Here is a 15,676-nt window from a genome sequence, read left to right as displayed (position 1 = left end):
GGGAAGGTGACCTGCGGCCTGGTGACCGGCGGGCGTGTGGCCTTGCAGGAGTCGGTCTAGGAGAAATCCTCCTCCACCTCGATGCCCTCCTGCTCAAGTGCCTCCCTGATGACACGGAAGGCCAGCCCGGAGGGGTACCCCTTGCGTGCGAGCATGCCGGCCAGCCGGCGAGTACGGGTTTGCGGATCGAGTGAACGGGTGGATGCGAGCTTACGTTCCACCAGCCGCCGGGCAGTCTCTTCTTCCTGGTCGGGGTCCAGCCGCTCCACGGCCTCGTTGACCGTGTCACCGTCCACCCCCCGGCGACGCAGCTCGGCCGCCAGGGCACGCTTGGCCAGTCCGCGGCCGTGGTGCCGGGAGTCTACCCAGGCCGCCGCGAACGCCTCGTCGTTGATCAGCCCCAGCTCGGAGAACCGGCTGAGCACCGCCTCAGCGGCCTCCTCCGGCACGTCGCGCTTGCGCAGGGCCTCGGCGAGCTGGGCGCGGGTCTTGGGTGCCATGGTGAGCAGGCGCAGGCAGATGGCGCGGGCCACCGACTCCGGGTCCGCCTGGGGGCTTGTCGCGGCCGAGCTCTCGGCATCGGGCCCGTCAGGCAACCAGCCTCGTTGGCGAGCGCTCTTTCGCCCTCCCCGCCGAGAACGCCCCCGCTCCTTGCTCTCGAACCGCCCAGCGCCCTCCTCGGCCCGCCCGGCACGCTCCTCGCGTTGTCCGGCGCTCCCCTCGGCCTGCCCGGCACGCTCTTCGGCTCGTCCGGCGTTCTCCTTGGCACGTCCGACACGCTCTTCGGCTTGTCCGACGCCTCTGCCGAACCAGTCGGGCGCCTCATCGTGCCGCCCAGCACCGCCGCCGAAACCCCTGACACCGCCGCCAAAGCCCCTGACAGTGCCATCAGGCTGCCCGACGCCGCCGCCGACCCCGCCCGCCGCTTCGCCATGCCGCCCGGGCTCATCACCGACCGATCCCACGCCATGGCCGCCCTGCGCGGTCGGCTCGTCACCGAACCACCCGGCGCCGCTGCCACGCTGCCCGGCCTCATCACCAGCCCGCCCAGCGCCGTGGCCGCGCTGCCCGACACCATCGCCGAACCACTCAGCGCCGATGTCGCGTCGCCCGGCCGGCTCGTCGCCGGGCCACTCGAACTCCTCGGTGCTACGCCTGCGGCCGGATCGCTTCTTGGAACCGCCCGATCGACGCCCCTCACCGGATCGGCGTCTCTCGCTGTCACTCTCGCCGGCCGCGAACCAGCTGCTTCCGGCCAGCACCTCAGAGTGCCACTCATCCCCCGGCCGCCTGCTGGAGGAGGTGCCGGCAGCGGTGGCGGTGGTGCGGTCAGCGACTGAATCGTCCTGGCCGCCCTGCCCCTCCTGGGTGCCCTGCCACTCCTGGGCGTTCTCCCTCTCCTGGCTGCGGCCGTGGAGGATGTCATTGCCCCAGCCACCCGGAGCTGAGGAGTGACCGCTCTTCGCCTCGCCGTCCCGACCACCTGACGCGTAGTACGGCGGCGCATCGCTCGGGACGGCCGCATCATCGTCTGACGCGTCGGCGTCGCTTGACGCCTCCGCGTCCCCCCACCCGTTTGTCCCACTTGACGTGTCGCGCCCCGAACGCCCTTCCGGGGGGCCGGAGTTCGCGCCACCACTGCCGGATTCCTCCGGAGCGGGGGCCGCGGCCTCCGGTTTCTCCGGGGGCGAGGCGGCGGCTTCGGCGGCGCGCAGGCGGTCGCGTTGCTCGCGCCACTCGGCCACCGACGGCCAGGCGTCCGTGGCTGAGCGGGCCAGATCGCGGCGGCGGGACGGCGGGGAGTCAGGCCAGGAGGCGCCCCGGTCTGGCGGCTGGGGCGCTTGCGGCCGGTCGGTGCTGCTCATGCGGTCAGCGATCAGACGTCACCCGGCTTGGGGGTGGACTTCGAACCGCGGCCCGACGGAGCGGCGGCGGCCGGTGCGGGGGCGGCGACGGCCTCGGCGGGAGCGTCGAGGCGCGGGCCCACGCCCAGCTTGTCCTTGATCTTCTTCTCGATCTCGTTGGCCATGTCGGGGTGGTTCTTCAGGAAGTTACGGGCGTTCTCCTTGCCCTGGCCGAGCTGGTCGCCCTCGTACGTGTACCAGGCGCCGGACTTGCGGACGAAGCCGTGCTCCACACCCATGTCGATGAGGCCGCCCTCGCGGGAGATGCCCACGCCGTACAGGATGTCGAAGTCGGCGACCCGGAAGGGCGGAGCCATCTTGTTCTTGACGACCTTGACCCTGGTGCGGTTGCCGACCGCCTCCGTGCCGTCCTTGAGGGTCTCGATGCGGCGGATGTCCATACGGACCGACGCGTAGAACTTCAGCGCCTTACCACCCGTCGTGGTCTCGGGGCTGCCGAACATGACGCCGATCTTCTCGCGGAGCTGGTTGATGAAGATGGCGGTGGTGCCGGTGCTGTTGAGGGCGCCGGCGATCTTGCGCAGGGCCTGGGACATGAGACGCGCCTGGAGACCGACGTGGCTGTCGCCCATCTCGCCCTCGATCTCCGCCTTGGGCACCAGGGCCGCGACCGAGTCGATGACGATGATGTCGACGGCGCCCGACCTGATCAGCATGTCGGCGATCTCGAGCGCCTGCTCACCCGTGTCGGGCTGGGAGACCAGCAGGGCGTCGGTGTCGACCCCGAGCTTCTTGGCGTATTCGGGGTCGAGGGCGTGCTCGGCGTCGACGAACGCGGCGATGCCTCCGGCCCGCTGCGCGTTGGCCACGGCGTGCAGGGCGATCGTGGTCTTACCCGACGACTCCGGGCCGTAGATCTCCACGATGCGGCCGCGCGGCAGGCCGCCGATGCCGAGGGCGACGTCAAGGGAGATCGACCCCGTGGGGATCACCTCGATGGGAGCTCGGGCGTCGTCGCCCAGCCTCATGACGGAGCCCTTGCCGAACTGCCGCTCGATCTGAGCGAGCGCGGTCTCGAGGGCCTTCTCGCGGTCGTTGATAGCCATGGGAACTCCCCCTGGAGGGTCGTGGTCCGATCAGTCGAGTGAAAGCTACGGCCTGCCACCGACAATTTCCGCCGTGTCGGGGAAGACGTGGCCATCCGGCTTGTCCATGGTAGCCGAACGGCTGTTCGATCACAGCAGGAACACGCAGGTCGCCCCTTAGAGCATGCACACCCGGCCGCATGCTCGCCCCTGCCCCACCTGCCTGCCACGCTCCCCACACCCTGCCACCTGTGCCACCTCCGCGGAGCTGCCGCCCTGCACCCGGCAAGCCTTGGGACGGGCGTGCGTCTGGGGCGGGGCGTGCCCTGGGGGACATGCCCGAGTGGGGGTGTCCGGGGCGGGCGTGCCTTGCGTGCCCTGGGGCGGGAGTGCCCGGCGGGCGGGCGGTCCAGGGCGGCGGGGAGGCCTCGGCAGGCGCGGAGAGGAGATGGACCCCGCTCGGACAGGCGGGGCATGCGCGATCAGGCGGGTCAGTGGGCAGGGCGGGCGGCAGGCAGGGCGGGCGGTGGGGTCGTCGGTACGAGCGTTTTCAGGGTGGGCGGGCGGTTGCCTTTTGGGTGTTGTCAGGCGGGGTGAGCTGGGGAGACTCACTCCAGGGCGACAACTGGAGGCGGCACGTGGCGAGCGGCTACACCGGGGAACGACGCGTCCATCTCGAGGCACTTGCCGAGCTGCTTCCCGCCCATGGCCTGGTCAGTCGCATGGTCGGGGGTGAGGATCCGGTGTTGTGGGTGTGGCAGCCTCGCACCGGGCGGCACACGATCATCTTCGCCACTCCGTCGAGCCAGGGGTGGCAGTTTCTGTGGTCGCCGGGCGGGCAGGCGCCGGTCGCGGATCTGGAGCGGACGGTCACGGCGTTGCGGGACGCCCTCGACTCGGAGCAGCCGGCCTAATCGGGCCGCGGGCCGACCTGGCCGCAAGCCTGCCTGGCCTGGCCACGAGCCGACCTGGCCGCGAGCCCGCCTGGCCGGACCGCGAGCCGACCTGGCCGCGTACCCGCCTGGCCGGACCGTGAGCCGACCTGGCTGCCAGCCGACCTGACCGGACTGTGAACGGCTAGCGCAGCTTCGGGGAGACGTCCTCCACCTGGCAGACCGCCCGCCACACCGTCTTGGCGCTCTCGCCGTCGGCCAGCGCCTGGTCGACGGTGCGGCCCCCGAGAGGGGCCAGGACGTAGTCGCGGGCCCACGACTCCGCGTACGTCTCACCGAAGTGAGCGTTCATCCGTCTCCAGAACTCCGTCAGGCGCATGAAATCAAGTATGGAAGCGCCCGGGGTGTGGGTAGGACATCCGCATGCCAAAGACCCCCAAGTCTTCACCCCCGAAGACAGCCAAGACGAAGGCCAACCGGGCCAAGCGCCGCCGGTTACTGCTCGCGCTGCGGCAGGCCGTACGGAAGGAGAAGGTGGAGCGCGCCGAACGGCACGCGGGCATCAGACAGGAGCCGCGTGCGGGCAAGCCGCGCACGCGCAGGGCGTCACGACGCTGAGCCGGACGTCCCAACAACTGACGTCCCAACAAGTCACGACGCTGAGCCGGACGTCCAGCAAGTCACGACGCTGAGCCGGACATCCGACAAAAGCTGAAGCCGGACGTTCGACAAAAGCTGAGATGGACGTTCGACAAGAGCTGAGACGGGCGTTGATCAGACGCTGGTCACGGCACGGGTAACAGTGCAGCCGACTGTACGGCTAACAGGGCCGGTGGCACGGTCACAGCACCCGCGCGCCGTACATCTCACCGAGCTGGTCGGCGAGCAGCTCCAGCCGGGCGCCGTCGGGGTCCTTGAAGTAAATGGAGGCGCCGCTCTCTATCTGGTGCGGCACGCCGGCCATCTCCAGCTTCCCGCGCAGCCGCTCCCACGTGGCCGGGTCGACCGAGATCGCGATGTGGTGCAGCCCGCCGAGCACTTCCTGGTACGGCCCGAGGTCGAGGCCGGGGAAGTCGAAGAAGGCGAGCAGGTTGCCGTTGCCGATGTCGAAGAAGAAGTGGCTCGAGCCTTTGTAGTCGCGATTCTCGATGATCTCGGTCAGCGGGAACTCCAGGAGTTCCTGGTAGAACTTGATGGTGCGTTCCACGTCGGACGAGATCAACGCCACGTGGTGCAGGCCACGCGCGCTGCTGGATGGTCGGTGCGGTAAAGCGTAGCGCTGTCGTATCTCCGCTCGGCGGGCTTCGATGGCCGCGTAATCGATCGTCACGGTCGCTGTATGTCCGCGAAGACCCCCGCTCAATCACGCGCGTCCGGGCCAAATGCGTTTTCTGTCGGTGGCGGGAGGCACTATGTGCAGGTGAGCTCGCTAGACCAGTTCAGCCAGGTGACCAGGCATTGGTTCGCCGGGGCCTTCCACGCGCCCACGGCCGCTCAGGAGGGGGCGTGGGAGTCGATCTCGCGGGGCGATCATACTCTGGTCGTCGCCCCGACGGGGTCGGGGAAGACGCTGGCGGCGTTCCTGTGGTCGCTCGACCGCCTCGCGGCCGAGCAGATCGAACGGACCGAGCAGACTGAGCGGACCGAGCAGACTGAGCGGACCGGGCAAATCGAGCGGACCGGGCGGCCCCAGCAGACCGAGCGGACCCAGCAGGCCGAGCTCGACCGTCTCGCGGCCCGGCAGGCCGGGGCGCAGGAGCGCAAGGGCACGAAGGTCCTGTACGTGTCGCCGCTCAAGGCGCTGGCCGTCGACGTCGAGCGCAACCTGCGCGCTCCCCTGGCGGGGTTGAAGCAGACGGCGCGGCGGCTCGGGCTGCCGGTGCCGGAGATCTCGGTGGCGATCCGCTCGGGCGACACCCCTGCCGAGGATCGCCGGCGGTTCGCGACCCGGCCGTCCGACATCCTGATCACCACGCCCGAGTCGCTGTTCCTGCTGCTCACCAGCCAGGCGCGGGAGGCGCTGCGGGGCGTGGAGACGGTGATCGTGGACGAGGTGCACGCGGTGGCGGGCACCAAGCGCGGCGCTCATCTGGCGCTCAGCCTGGAGCGGCTCGACGCGCTGCTCGACCGGCCGGCGCAGCGGGTGGGGCTGTCGGCGACGGTGCGGCCGGTGAGCGAGGTGGCGGCGTTCCTGGGCGGGGCGCGGCCGGCCACGGTGGTGCAGCCGCCGTCCGACAAGCGGATCGAGGTGGAGGTCGTCGTCCCCGTCGAGGACATGACGGAGATGGAGGGCCCCGCGAAGCAGGGCTCGGAGGAGGAGTTCGCGCCCGAGCCGGGCAACCGGTCGATCTGGCCTCATGTGGAAGACCGGTTGTTCGACCTGATCGAGGCGCACAGCTCCACGATCGTGTTCGCGAACTCGCGGCGGCTGGCCGAGCGGCTCTGCACGCGCCTGAACGAGCTGGCCTACGAGCGCGAGCAGGGCACCGAGTCGGTCGACCTGTCCCTGTGGGAGACGGGGCCGGCCAAGCCCATGCCCGCCCAGGTGATGGCGCAGGCGGGGGCGAGCAAGGGCGCCGTGACGGAGATCGTGCGCGCCCACCACGGCTCGGTCTCGAAGGAGGAGCGGGCGCAGATCGAGGAGGCGCTCAAGTCGGGCCGCCTGCCCGCCGTGGTCGCCACCTCCAGCCTGGAGCTGGGCATCGACATGGGCGCGGTCGATCTGGTGGCGTGCGTGGAGGCGCCGCCGAGCGTGGCCAGCGGGTTGCAGCGCATCGGACGGGCGGGGCACCAGGTGGGCGCGGTGTCCAAGGGCGTCATCTTCCCGAAGTACCGGGGCGATCTGGTGCAGACGGCCGTCGTGGCGGAGCGGATGAAGAGCGGCCTGATCGAGGAGTTGCGCTACCCGCGTAACCCGCTCGACGTGCTGGCCCAGCAGATCGTGGCGATGACGGCGCTCGACGAGTGGACGGTCGACGAGCTGGAGAGCGTGGTCAAGCGGGCCGCCCCCTACGCCACGCTGCCGCGCAGCGCGCTGGAGGCCACGCTCGACATGCTGGCCGGGCGCTACCCGAGCGAGGAGTTCGCCGAGCTGCGGCCCCGCATCGTGTGGGATCGGGTGACCGGCACCCTCCAGGGGCGTCCTGGCGCGCAGCGGCTGGCGGTGACCAATGGCGGCACGATCCCCGACCGTGGCCTGTTCGGCGTGTTCCTGGTGGGCGAGCGGGCCTCCAGGGTGGGCGAGCTCGACGAGGAGATGGTCTACGAGTCGCGCGTCGGCGACGTGTTCGTGCTGGGCGCGACCTCCTGGCGCATCGAGGACATCACCGCCGACCGGGTGCTCGTCTCCCCTGCGCCGGGGCAGCCGGGCAAGCTGCCGTTCTGGCACGGCGACGCGCCGGGGCGGCCGGCCGAGCTGGGCCGGGCGATCGGGCAGTTCCTGCGCGAGCAGGCCAAGGAGGGCTCGACGGAGCGGATGCGGGAGGCGGGCCTCGACGAGTACGCCTCGGGCAACCTGCTGGCGTACCTGCGGGAGCAGCGCGAGGCCACCGGCTACGTTCCCGACGACCGCACGCTGCTGGTCGAGCGCTTCCACGACGAGCTCGGCGACTGGCGGGTGGTGATCCACTCCCCGTACGGCGCGCGCGTGCACGCCCCGTGGGCGCTGGCGATCAACCGGCGGCTGCGCGAGCGCTACGGCATCGACGTGCAGGCCGTGCACTCCGACGACGGCATCGTGCTGCGCATCCCCGACACGCTGGCCGAGCCGCCCACCGACGTGGCCGCGTTCGACGCCGAGGAGATCGAGCAGATCGTCACCGAGGAGCTGGGCGGGTCGGCCATGTTCGCCTCGCGGTTCAGGGAGTGCGCGGGCCGGGCGCTGCTGCTGCCGCGCCGCACGCCGGGCCGGCGCAGCCCCCTGTGGCAGCAGCGGCAGCGGGCCGCGCACCTGCTGGGCGTCGCCTCGCAGTACGCCTCGTTCCCGATCGTGCTGGAGACGATGCGCGAGTGCCTCCAGGACGTCTTCGACGTTCCCGGTCTGGTGCAGCTCATGCGCGACATCGCCGCGCGCCGGGTGCGGGTGGTGGAGGTGGAGACGTCGCAGGCCTCGCCGTTCGCGGCCTCGCTGCTGTTCCACTACATCGGCGCCTTCATGTACGAAGGTGACGCCCCGCTGGCCGAGCGCCGCGCGCAGGCCCTGGCGCTCGACACCACGCTGCTGGCCGAGCTGCTGGGCCAGGCCGACCTGCGCGAGCTGCTCGACCCCGACGTGATCTCCGACAGCGAGCGCGAGCTGGCCAGGCTCGACCGGCCGCTGCGCGACGTGGAGGACCTCGCCGACCTGCTGCGCTCGCACGGGCCGCTGCTGGCGCCCGACGTGAGCGTGCGCGGCGGCGACCCGGCCTGGCTGGAGGAGCTGGAACGGGCGAGGCGCGCCATCCGGGTGCGCGTCGCGGGCGAGGAGCAGTGGGCGGCCATCGAGGATGCCGCTCGCATGCGTGACGCGCTGGGCGTGCCGCTGCCCGTGGGGATCCCGCACGCGTTCCTGGAGCCGGTGGCCGATCCGCTGGCCGACCTGGTGGCGCGGCACGCCCGGACGCGGGGGCCGTTCCACGCGGGCACGGCGGCGGCGCGGTTCGGGCTCGGGGTGGCCGTGGTGACCGACGCGCTGCGGCGGCTGGCGGCCACCGGGCGGGTCGTGAGCGGGGAGTTCCGTCCCGGCGGGCGGGGCGAGGAGTGGTGCGACGCGGGCGTGCTGCGGATGCTGCGTCGCAGGTCGCTGGCCCGGCTGCGCAAGGAGGTGGAGCCGGTCGCCCCCGAGACGCTCGCGTTGTTCCTGCCTGCCTGGCACGGCATCACCGGCGCCGGCGGCTCCGACAAGGGGGCCGGTGCGGGCGGCTTCGCTACGGACGCGCGCGCCCCCGGCGGGTTCGGCACGGACGCGCGCGGCGGCCCGGTCGGTTCGGCGCGGGCGATGGACGCGCTGGTGCGCTCGATCGAGCAGCTCCAAGGGGCCGCCGTGCCCGCGTCCGCGCTGGAGACGCTGGTGTTGCCCGCGCGGGTCCCCGGCTACCATCCGGCGCTGCTCGACGAGCTGACCTCGGCGGGCGACGTCATGTGGGTCGGGCAGGGGTCGCTGCCGGGCGGCGACGGCTGGGTGTCGCTCTACTTCGCCGACACCGCGCCGCTGCTGCTGCCCGAGCCGGCCGAGATCACCATGACCCCGGTGCACGAGCGGGTGCTGGAGCTGCTGGGCGGCGGCGGAGCGCTGTTCTTCCGGGGGATCTCCGACCAGTTCGGCTCGTCACTGGACGACGCCACGCTGGTGGCCGCGCTGTGGGACCTCGTGTGGGCGGGCCGGGTGTCGGGCGACACGCTCGCGCCGCTGCGTGCCACGCTGGGCACGGGGCGGCCGGCGCACCGACCGGCGACCACGCGGCGGCGCAGGGCGGTGCTGCCGAGCAGGAGCGGCCCGCCGACCGTGGCCGGGCGGTGGTGGCTGCTGCCCGCGCCCGCCGCCGACGCCACCCAGCGGGCGCACGCGCAGGCGGAGGTCCTGCTGGAGCGGCATGGGGTGGTGACGCGCGGGGCGGTCACCTCCGAACGGCTGCCCGGCGGCTTCACCCCCGTCTACCAGGTGCTGCGGGCCTACGAGGAGAGCGGCCGGTGCCGCAGGGGGTACTTCGTCGAGGGGCTCGGCGGGGCGCAGTTCGCGCTGCCGGGGGCGGTGGACCGGATGCGGGCCATGGCCCCGGGGATCGCGTCGTCCGGGGGCGGTGGTGAGGGGCGGCGGGCCGTGGTGCTGGCCGCCGCCGACCCGGCCAGCCCGTACGGCGCCGCCCTGCCCTGGCCGCAGCACCCCGGCGACGTCGGGCACAAGCCGGGCAGGAAGGCCGGCGCGCTGGTCGTCCTCGTGGACGGGCATCTGGTGCTGTACGTCGAGCGCGGCGGCAAGACGCTGCTGTCGTTCACCGACGGCGACCGGCTGCAGCCGGCGGTCGACGCGCTGGCCCTGGCGGTACGCGACGGGGCGCTGGGCAAGCTGACGGTGGAGCGGGCCGACGGCGCCTCCATCGTCGACTCTCCCCTGGCGGCGGCCCTGGAGGCGGCCGGCTTCCATCCGACCCCGCGAGGTCTGCGCCTGCGCGCCTGACCAGCACGAGGCGGCCCGGGTGGGCCTGACCAGCACGAGGCCGCCCGGGCGACGGGTGCCGCCATGCGGGATCGACGCACGGAGACGTGCGGAGACGCCCGGAGACGTACGGGAGACGCCCGGAGACGTACGGAAATGCGTCGTACCAGACCAGGTCTTCCGCCGGGTTTGAATGGCCGTTTAAAATTCTGAGCGTGCCGCCAGAAAGTCGAACGTTCATTGAACAGGCGCGCCGGGCCCAGATCATCGAGTGCGCCATCGACGTGCTGGCCGAGCACGGCTACGCCCGTACGACCATGGCCAGGATCGCCGAGCAGGCCAGGATCAGCACCGGCGTCATCTCGTACCACTTCGGCGGTAAGAGGCAGCTCATCGAGGCGGTGGTGGCGGAGGTGGCCAAGCTGGCGACGGACATGATGGTCCCTCGCATCCTGGCCCAGCCCAACGCCACGGAGGCCCTGCGCGCGTACCTGGAGAGCAATCTCGAGTTCATGCGCGTGCACCGCAAGCCCCTGCTGGCGCTGGTGGAGATCGTCACGCATGCGACGGGTGACGACGGCGACCCGCACCCGTACGCGCGCCAGGCCGAGGTCGCCATCAGCGACCTGCGCAAGGTCCTGGACTGGGGGCAGCGCTCGGGCGAGTTCCGCGACTTCGACCAGCGCAGCATGGCCATCGCGATCCGGGGGGCCATCGACGCGGTGCCCGGCATGCTGCTCAACGACCCCGGCTTCGACCTCGACCTGCTCACCCGTGAGCTGGTCACCACCTTCACTCTCGCGACCAGGAGACAGCCATGACATCGCCTGCCTTAGAGATCAGGGGTCTGACGAAGACCTTCGGCGAGAACACCGCTGTTGACCACGTCGAGCTGAGCGTGCCGCAGGGCTCGTTCTACGGCCTGGTCGGGCAGAACGGCGCGGGCAAGACGACCACGCTGTCCATGGCGGTGGGCCTGCTGCGGCCCGACGCGGGCAGCGCGCGGATCTTCGGGGCGGACGTGTGGGCGGACCCGGCGAAGGCCAAGCAGCTCGTCGGGGTGCTGCCTGACGGGATGGCCATGCCGGAGCGGCTGACGGGGCGGGAGGTGCTGACCTATCTCGGCCTGCTGCGCGGGCTGAGCAAGGAGGTGGTGGCCGAGCGGGCCGAGGAGCTGCTGAGCGTGCTGGAGCTGGACGTGGCGGAGAAGACGCTCGTCATCGAGTACTCGACCGGCATGCGCAAGAAGATCGGGCTGGCGACGGCGCTGCTGCACGCGCCGAAGCTGCTGGTGCTGGACGAGCCGTTCGAGGCGGTGGACCCGGTGTCGGCGGCGACGATCAAGCAGATCCTGCGCGGGTTCGTGGCGGGCGGCGGCTCGGTGGTGCTGTCCAGCCACGTGATGGCGCTGGTGGAGCAGCTCTGCGACCACGTGGGGGTGATCGACAAGGGGCGGGTGGCGGCGGCGGGCCCGCTGGACGAGGTGCGCGGCCAGGCGACCCTTGAGGACAGGTTCGTCGAGCTGGTGGGCGCCGGCTCCACGGCCGCCAAGGGGCTGTCATGGCTGTAGCGCTGACCATGGCCAGGATGAAGATGTCGATCCTGCGCCACTCGATGAAGGGCCAGCAGGGCGGCACGATGGCCGGCGCGGGCGGGCTCGGGGTGCTGCTGGCGGGCGGCACGATCGTGCTGGCGTTCCTGGGCGGCGACTGGCTGGCGGCCGCGTACACGGTGTGGATGCTGGGCTGGATCATCGGCCCGGTGTTCTCCGGCGGCGGTGACGAGACGTTGCGGCCGGAGTTCTTCTCGCTGCTGGGGCTGCGGCCGCAGCGCATGGCGGCCGGGCTGCTGGTGGCGGCGTTCGTGGGGGTGGCGCCGGCGGTCAGCCTGCTCGCGCTCGGCGGGCTGCTGGTCGTCGGGGTACGCGAGGGCGTCGCGGGGGCGCTCGTGGCGGTGCCGGCGATGGTGTTGCAGCTGGCCGTGTTCGTGCTGCTGTCGAAGGTGACGGTGGCGCTGCTGGGGCTGGCGCTGGGCTCCAGGGCGGGGGCGATCGGCGCCGGGGTGATCAACGGCGTGATCCTCGCCTTCCTGGGGCAGATCTGGGTGTTCATGGTGGCGCTCGGCCAGGGTGGGCAGATCCCGGCGTTCGTCCGGTACCTGCCGTCCGGGTGGGGGCTGCTGGCCGTCCAGGGCCAGTACCTGGCGCTCGCCGCGATGGCGGTGCTGATCGTGCTGCTGCTGGGGGCGTGGGCGGCGCTGCTGGCGCGGCGGGCGGGCAGGAGCCGGCCCTCGACGCGGGGCCGCCGCCCGATGCGGGCCGCGACGCCGCACGGCGCGGTGGTGGCCAAGGAGCTGCGGACGTGGACGCGCGACCTGGTGCGCAACCACCAGCTCGCGTTCGCGTTCACCTATGGGGTGGCCTTCGCGGCGGTGCCGCTGCTGGTGGGCATCTCGCAGCTGGTGCCGCTGGCGGGGCCGATCTTCATCATGATGGCGGCGGCGATGACCTCCAACGCGTACGGTGCCGACGGCACCGCGCACTGGCTGACGCTGATGACGCCGGGCGCCTCCGACGTGCGGGGCCGCCAGCTCGCGTGGCTGACGGCGGTGGGACCGATCGGGCTGGTGCTGGCGGTCGTCTCGACGGCGGCCGTGGGCGGGCCGTGGCCGCTGGTCATGGCGGCCACGTTCGCGCTGCTCGGCGGGGCGGCCGGCCTGGTGACGCTGATGTCGGTGATGGCGCTGATCCCGGGCATCGACCCGCGGAACCGGGGCGGCAACCCGCTGCGGACGAGCGAGGACGACGGCTCGGCCACCGGCATGGCGTACCTGATGCTGGTCCTGGTGGCGGTCACGGCGGCGCCGGCCGTGCTGGTGGCGCTGCGTTACGGCTGGTGGGGCGTGCCGGTGGGGCTGCTGACCGGCGCGTTGTGCTGGTGGGGGTTCGGCCTGCTGGCGGAGCGGCGGCTGACGGCCAAGGGGCCGGAGCTGCTGCACCTCATGCGTACGGGGCGGCGGCCCGACAGCGGCAAGCCGGCGTCGGGCACGTTCGACCTGCCCGGGAACATGTCGCGCACGCAGCGGACGATCGTGATGATCTGCGGGGCGTTCGGCGCGATCCCGCTGGTGCCGCAGGGCATCATCGCCATGGTCTTCCTGTCGGACGGGCAGCTGCGGCACTCGTGGTTCCTGGCCACGTACATGCCGCCGGCGTTGCGCTGGCCGGTGGCGATCGGGTTCGTCGTGCTGGGCATCGCCATGTACGGCACCGCTCTGTGGCTGTGGTCGCGGGCGAAGAAGGCCGCCGCGAGGTAGAACCGTGGTATGCGGCCATGGGCACGATTACGTGCGGACCTCGGCGCCGGCAAGAACCTGGAGATCTACCTGACGGCGGCGATCGCGCTGGTGGTCGGCGTGCTCGGCGTCTTCGACATCGTGGACACGAAGGTCGTGGGCGCGGCCACGCTGGCCACGCTGGCGCTGGTGGCGGTGAACGCGCTGGGCCCCCGCCACCAGGTGGCCGAGCTGGAGAAGCGGGTCGCCGAGCTGGGCCGGCTGATGCAGGGCATGCCGGGCGAGGACTTCCTGACCTTCGACTCCGACACCAGGCGGTTCGACGAGCGAGTCGCGCACGCGCGCGATCTGCGCTTCGCCGGGGTGACGCTCAACCGCACAGTGCGCTCCTACCTCAACGATCTTCGCAAGGCGCTGGAGCGGGGCGCGTCGGTCAAGGTGCTGGTGATCGATCCCACGGGCTCCGTGCCTGAGGAGGCCGCGCGACGATCCACGATCCCCGACCAGCCCGAGGTGTTCGAGCATCGCGCCAGGGGCACGCTGTACCTCCTGCGCGACCTGCCCAGCAGGGAGCGCCTGGAGGTCAGGCTGCTGCCTTTCGTGCCCACGTTCATGGTCTTCCTGCTGGATCCCGGCGACGACGACGGCCTTGTGCACGTCTCGATGAGCAGCCACCGCTCCCCCGGGCCCGCGCCGGGCTTCACGCTCTCCACTCGGCGTGAGCACGCCTGGTGCCAGTACTTCATGGCGGAGTTCGACCGCCTCTGGGAGGTGGCCAGGGACGTTACGGACGCCGACTGGTACCCTGCGCGTCATCCCTAACTTCTTGTATACGATAAATCCCCCTATGACTGATATGACGCTGGGCGGGGCCCACCAGACCTTGCGTGACGAGGTCACCAAGGAGCTGCGCCGCCGCATACTCACCGGCGAGCTCGCCCAGGGTGAACGCCTGGTCGAGGACCGGCTGGCCGCCGCGCTCGGCGTCTCACGCAACCCCGTTCGCGAGTCGATCCGGGTGCTGGCCGCCGAAGGGTTCATCCAGGTCGTGCCCCGCCTGGGCGCGACGGTGGCCCGGCTGTCGGCCGAGGAGGGCGAGGAGCTCTTCGACGTCCGGATGGCCATCGAGGGCCTGGCGGCGCGGCTGGCCGCGCGCAAGCGCTCCCCCGCCGCCGCCGACCGGCTGCGCCGGCTGCTGGACCAGGCGAGGGAGGCGGTCGAGGCGGGCCGGCTGGAGGAGGTGGCCGACCTGAACACGGCCTTCCACCTGGCCGTCGGCGAGGCGACGGGGAACTCGTACCTGGCGCTGATGATGAAGCCGATGCTGCAGCGCGCCCAGTGGGTCTTCAGCCAGACGGCGGCCGCGCGCGGCCCGCATTCGTGGACCGAGCACCTGAGCCTGTGCGAGGCGATCGCGGCGGGCGACGAGGACGAGGCGCAGGCCAGAGCGGTCGCGCATGTGGCGGCGGCGCGGCGGTCGTTCCTGCAGGCCGTGGGCCGCAGGACAAAACACCCAAACGATTAGGAAACGCTCAGATAACAACATAGGGTGATGAAACACCGCTGAAATGTGGCATCTTGTATACAGTCTCCTAACACGTTTCAACGGAGGCCCCATGCGACCGTCCCCCAAGGTCGTCGCGGCGCTCGTCACCCTCCCCCTCGCCCTCGCGGCCTGCGGCGGAGGCGGGACGAGCAACACGCCCGCGGCACCGAGTTCCATAGCCGGCGCCTCGGCCGACCACCGGTCGGTCAAGGCGGGCGGCACGCTCAACATCGCGCTCAACGCCGACCCCGACGTCCTCGACCCGAGCATCTCGACCACGCTCGTGGGCCGCGAGGTCTTCGCGAACATGTGCGAGAAGCTCTACGACATCGACGCCTCCTCCACCCTGGTCCCCCAGCTCGCCGCGGCCCTGCCCGAGCTGTCCGACGGTGGCAAGGAAGTGACGATCAAGCTGCGCGAGGGCGTCAAGTTCAACGACGGCACCGCGTTCGACGCCGAGGCGGTCAAGAAGTCGCTGGACCGGCACCGCACCTGGGAGAAGTCCGCGCGGCAGGCCGACCTGGCCGCCGTGTCCAAGGTCGAGGTGGTCGACCCGGCGACGGTGAAGCTCACGCTGACGCAGCCGTTCACGCCGCTGACCGCGCAGCTCGCCGACCGCGCCGGCATGATCATGTCGCCGAAGGCGCTGGACGCCGAGGGCGACAACTTCGGCGCGAGCCCGGTCTGCGTCGGACCGTTCAAGTTCGCGAGCCGCACCTCCGGCAGCCAGATCACGCTGGAGAAGTCGGCCGACTACTACGACGCCGCCAAGGTCAAGCTCGACAAGCTCGTATACAAAATCATCGTCGACCCCAACGTGCGCGCCGCGAACCTCAAGTCCGGCGACGTGCAGGTGGCCG

13 protein-coding genes are annotated in these 15,676 nt (G+C 71.7%); 9 read left to right on the top strand and 4 right to left on the bottom strand.

All coding sequences use genetic code 11. The annotated features are described in order from the left end of the window. Window positions 1-56: 56 nt before the first annotated feature. Window positions 57-1,865 carry a recombination regulator RecX gene (recX, locus tag HCN51_RS48540; RefSeq protein WP_168019022.1) on the bottom strand — a complete coding sequence of 603 codons (1,809 nt, stop codon included), beginning with the start codon at window positions 1,863-1,865 and terminating at the stop codon, window positions 57-59. 11 nt (window positions 1,866-1,876) lie between these two features. Then, entirely contained in the window at window positions 1,877-2,971 is a 1,095-nt protein-coding gene (recA, locus tag HCN51_RS48535; protein WP_168019021.1) for a recombinase RecA, read from the bottom strand. Between the two features lie 572 nt (window positions 2,972-3,543). Here recA and HCN51_RS48530 point away from each other — a divergent pair. Further along, the gene (locus HCN51_RS48530) at window positions 3,544-3,864 is read left to right on the top strand and encodes a hypothetical protein (protein ID WP_346434067.1); all 321 of its coding nucleotides are present in this window, start codon (window positions 3,544-3,546) and stop codon (window positions 3,862-3,864) included. 163 nt (window positions 3,865-4,027) lie between these two features. Here the strand turns inward: HCN51_RS48530 and HCN51_RS48525 are convergent, their stop codons facing one another. After that, on the bottom strand, window positions 4,028-4,222 hold the full coding sequence (locus tag HCN51_RS48525; RefSeq protein WP_080042024.1) for a DUF3046 domain-containing protein: 195 nt from the start codon (window positions 4,220-4,222) through the stop codon (window positions 4,028-4,030). A 44-nt stretch (window positions 4,223-4,266) separates the two neighbouring features. Here HCN51_RS48525 and HCN51_RS48520 point away from each other — a divergent pair, with 44 nt between their 5' ends. Next, on the top strand, window positions 4,267-4,461 hold the full coding sequence (locus HCN51_RS48520) for a hypothetical protein (RefSeq protein ID WP_168019020.1): 195 nt from the start codon (window positions 4,267-4,269) through the stop codon (window positions 4,459-4,461). A gap of 223 nt (window positions 4,462-4,684) precedes the next feature. Here HCN51_RS48520 and HCN51_RS48515 read toward each other — a convergent pair whose 3' ends face one another. Beyond that, entirely contained in the window at window positions 4,685-5,071 is a 387-nt protein-coding gene (locus HCN51_RS48515) for a VOC family protein (RefSeq protein WP_230465504.1), read from the bottom strand. Window positions 5,072-5,263: 192 nt separating this feature from the next. Here HCN51_RS48515 and HCN51_RS48510 point away from each other — a divergent pair, with 192 nt between their 5' ends. The 7 genes from HCN51_RS48510 to HCN51_RS48480 all read left to right on the top strand — a co-directional run. Next, complete coding sequence (locus tag HCN51_RS48510) at window positions 5,264-9,997, top strand: ATP-dependent helicase (RefSeq protein ID WP_346434066.1); 4,734 nt, start codon at window positions 5,264-5,266, stop codon at window positions 9,995-9,997. Between the two features lie 194 nt (window positions 9,998-10,191). Then, on the top strand, window positions 10,192-10,797 hold the full coding sequence (locus tag HCN51_RS48505) for a TetR family transcriptional regulator (protein ID WP_168019018.1): 606 nt from the start codon (window positions 10,192-10,194) through the stop codon (window positions 10,795-10,797). Beyond that, the gene (locus HCN51_RS48500; RefSeq protein WP_168019017.1) at window positions 10,794-11,546 is read left to right on the top strand and encodes an ABC transporter ATP-binding protein; all 753 of its coding nucleotides are present in this window, start codon (window positions 10,794-10,796) and stop codon (window positions 11,544-11,546) included. The genes HCN51_RS48505 and HCN51_RS48500 overlap by 4 nt, the downstream gene beginning before the upstream one ends. Next, entirely contained in the window at window positions 11,537-13,291 is a 1,755-nt protein-coding gene (locus HCN51_RS48495; RefSeq protein ID WP_168019016.1) for a hypothetical protein, read from the top strand. Before HCN51_RS48500 ends, HCN51_RS48495 begins: the two co-directional genes overlap by 10 nt. Before the next feature lie 9 nt (window positions 13,292-13,300). Continuing rightward, window positions 13,301-14,092 carry a hypothetical protein gene (locus HCN51_RS48490; RefSeq protein ID WP_168019015.1) on the top strand — a complete coding sequence of 264 codons (792 nt, stop codon included), beginning with the start codon at window positions 13,301-13,303 and terminating at the stop codon, window positions 14,090-14,092. Window positions 14,093-14,117: 25 nt separating this feature from the next. After that, the gene (locus tag HCN51_RS48485; RefSeq protein ID WP_168019014.1) at window positions 14,118-14,795 is read left to right on the top strand and encodes a GntR family transcriptional regulator; all 678 of its coding nucleotides are present in this window, start codon (window positions 14,118-14,120) and stop codon (window positions 14,793-14,795) included. Between the two features lie 91 nt (window positions 14,796-14,886). Next, window positions 14,887-15,676 (top strand): ABC transporter substrate-binding protein (locus tag HCN51_RS48480; protein WP_240974034.1); only part of this gene is annotated, 790 nt, incomplete at its 3' end.

The sequence above is a fragment of the Nonomuraea composti genome (genome assembly GCF_012034275.1).
In the GTDB taxonomy this organism is placed as follows: Bacteria; Actinomycetota; Actinomycetes; order Streptosporangiales; family Streptosporangiaceae; genus Nonomuraea; species Nonomuraea composti.
Note: the sequence above shows the minus strand (reverse complement) of the source record. Positions and strands in the feature narration are given on the sequence as shown.

Bases quoted from the DNA above. Each gene is read 5' to 3' on its own strand.
- recX (WP_168019022.1), bottom strand. From the start codon at position 1,865: ATGAGCAGCACCGACCGGCCGCAAGCGCCCCAGCCGCCAGACCGGGGC.
- recA (WP_168019021.1), bottom strand. From the start codon at position 2,971: ATGGCTATCAACGACCGCGAGAAGGCCCTCGAGACCGCGCTCGCTCAG.
- HCN51_RS48525 (WP_080042024.1), bottom strand. From the start codon at position 4,222: ATGCGCCTGACGGAGTTCTGGAGACGGATGAACGCTCACTTCGGTGAG.
- HCN51_RS48520 (WP_168019020.1), top strand. From the start codon at position 4,267: ATGCCAAAGACCCCCAAGTCTTCACCCCCGAAGACAGCCAAGACGAAG.
- HCN51_RS48500 (WP_168019017.1), top strand. From the start codon at position 10,794: ATGACATCGCCTGCCTTAGAGATCAGGGGTCTGACGAAGACCTTCGGC.
- HCN51_RS48495 (WP_168019016.1), top strand. From the start codon at position 11,537: ATGGCTGTAGCGCTGACCATGGCCAGGATGAAGATGTCGATCCTGCGC.
- HCN51_RS48490 (WP_168019015.1), top strand. From the start codon at position 13,301: ATGCGGCCATGGGCACGATTACGTGCGGACCTCGGCGCCGGCAAGAAC.
- HCN51_RS48485 (WP_168019014.1), top strand. From the start codon at position 14,118: ATGACTGATATGACGCTGGGCGGGGCCCACCAGACCTTGCGTGACGAG.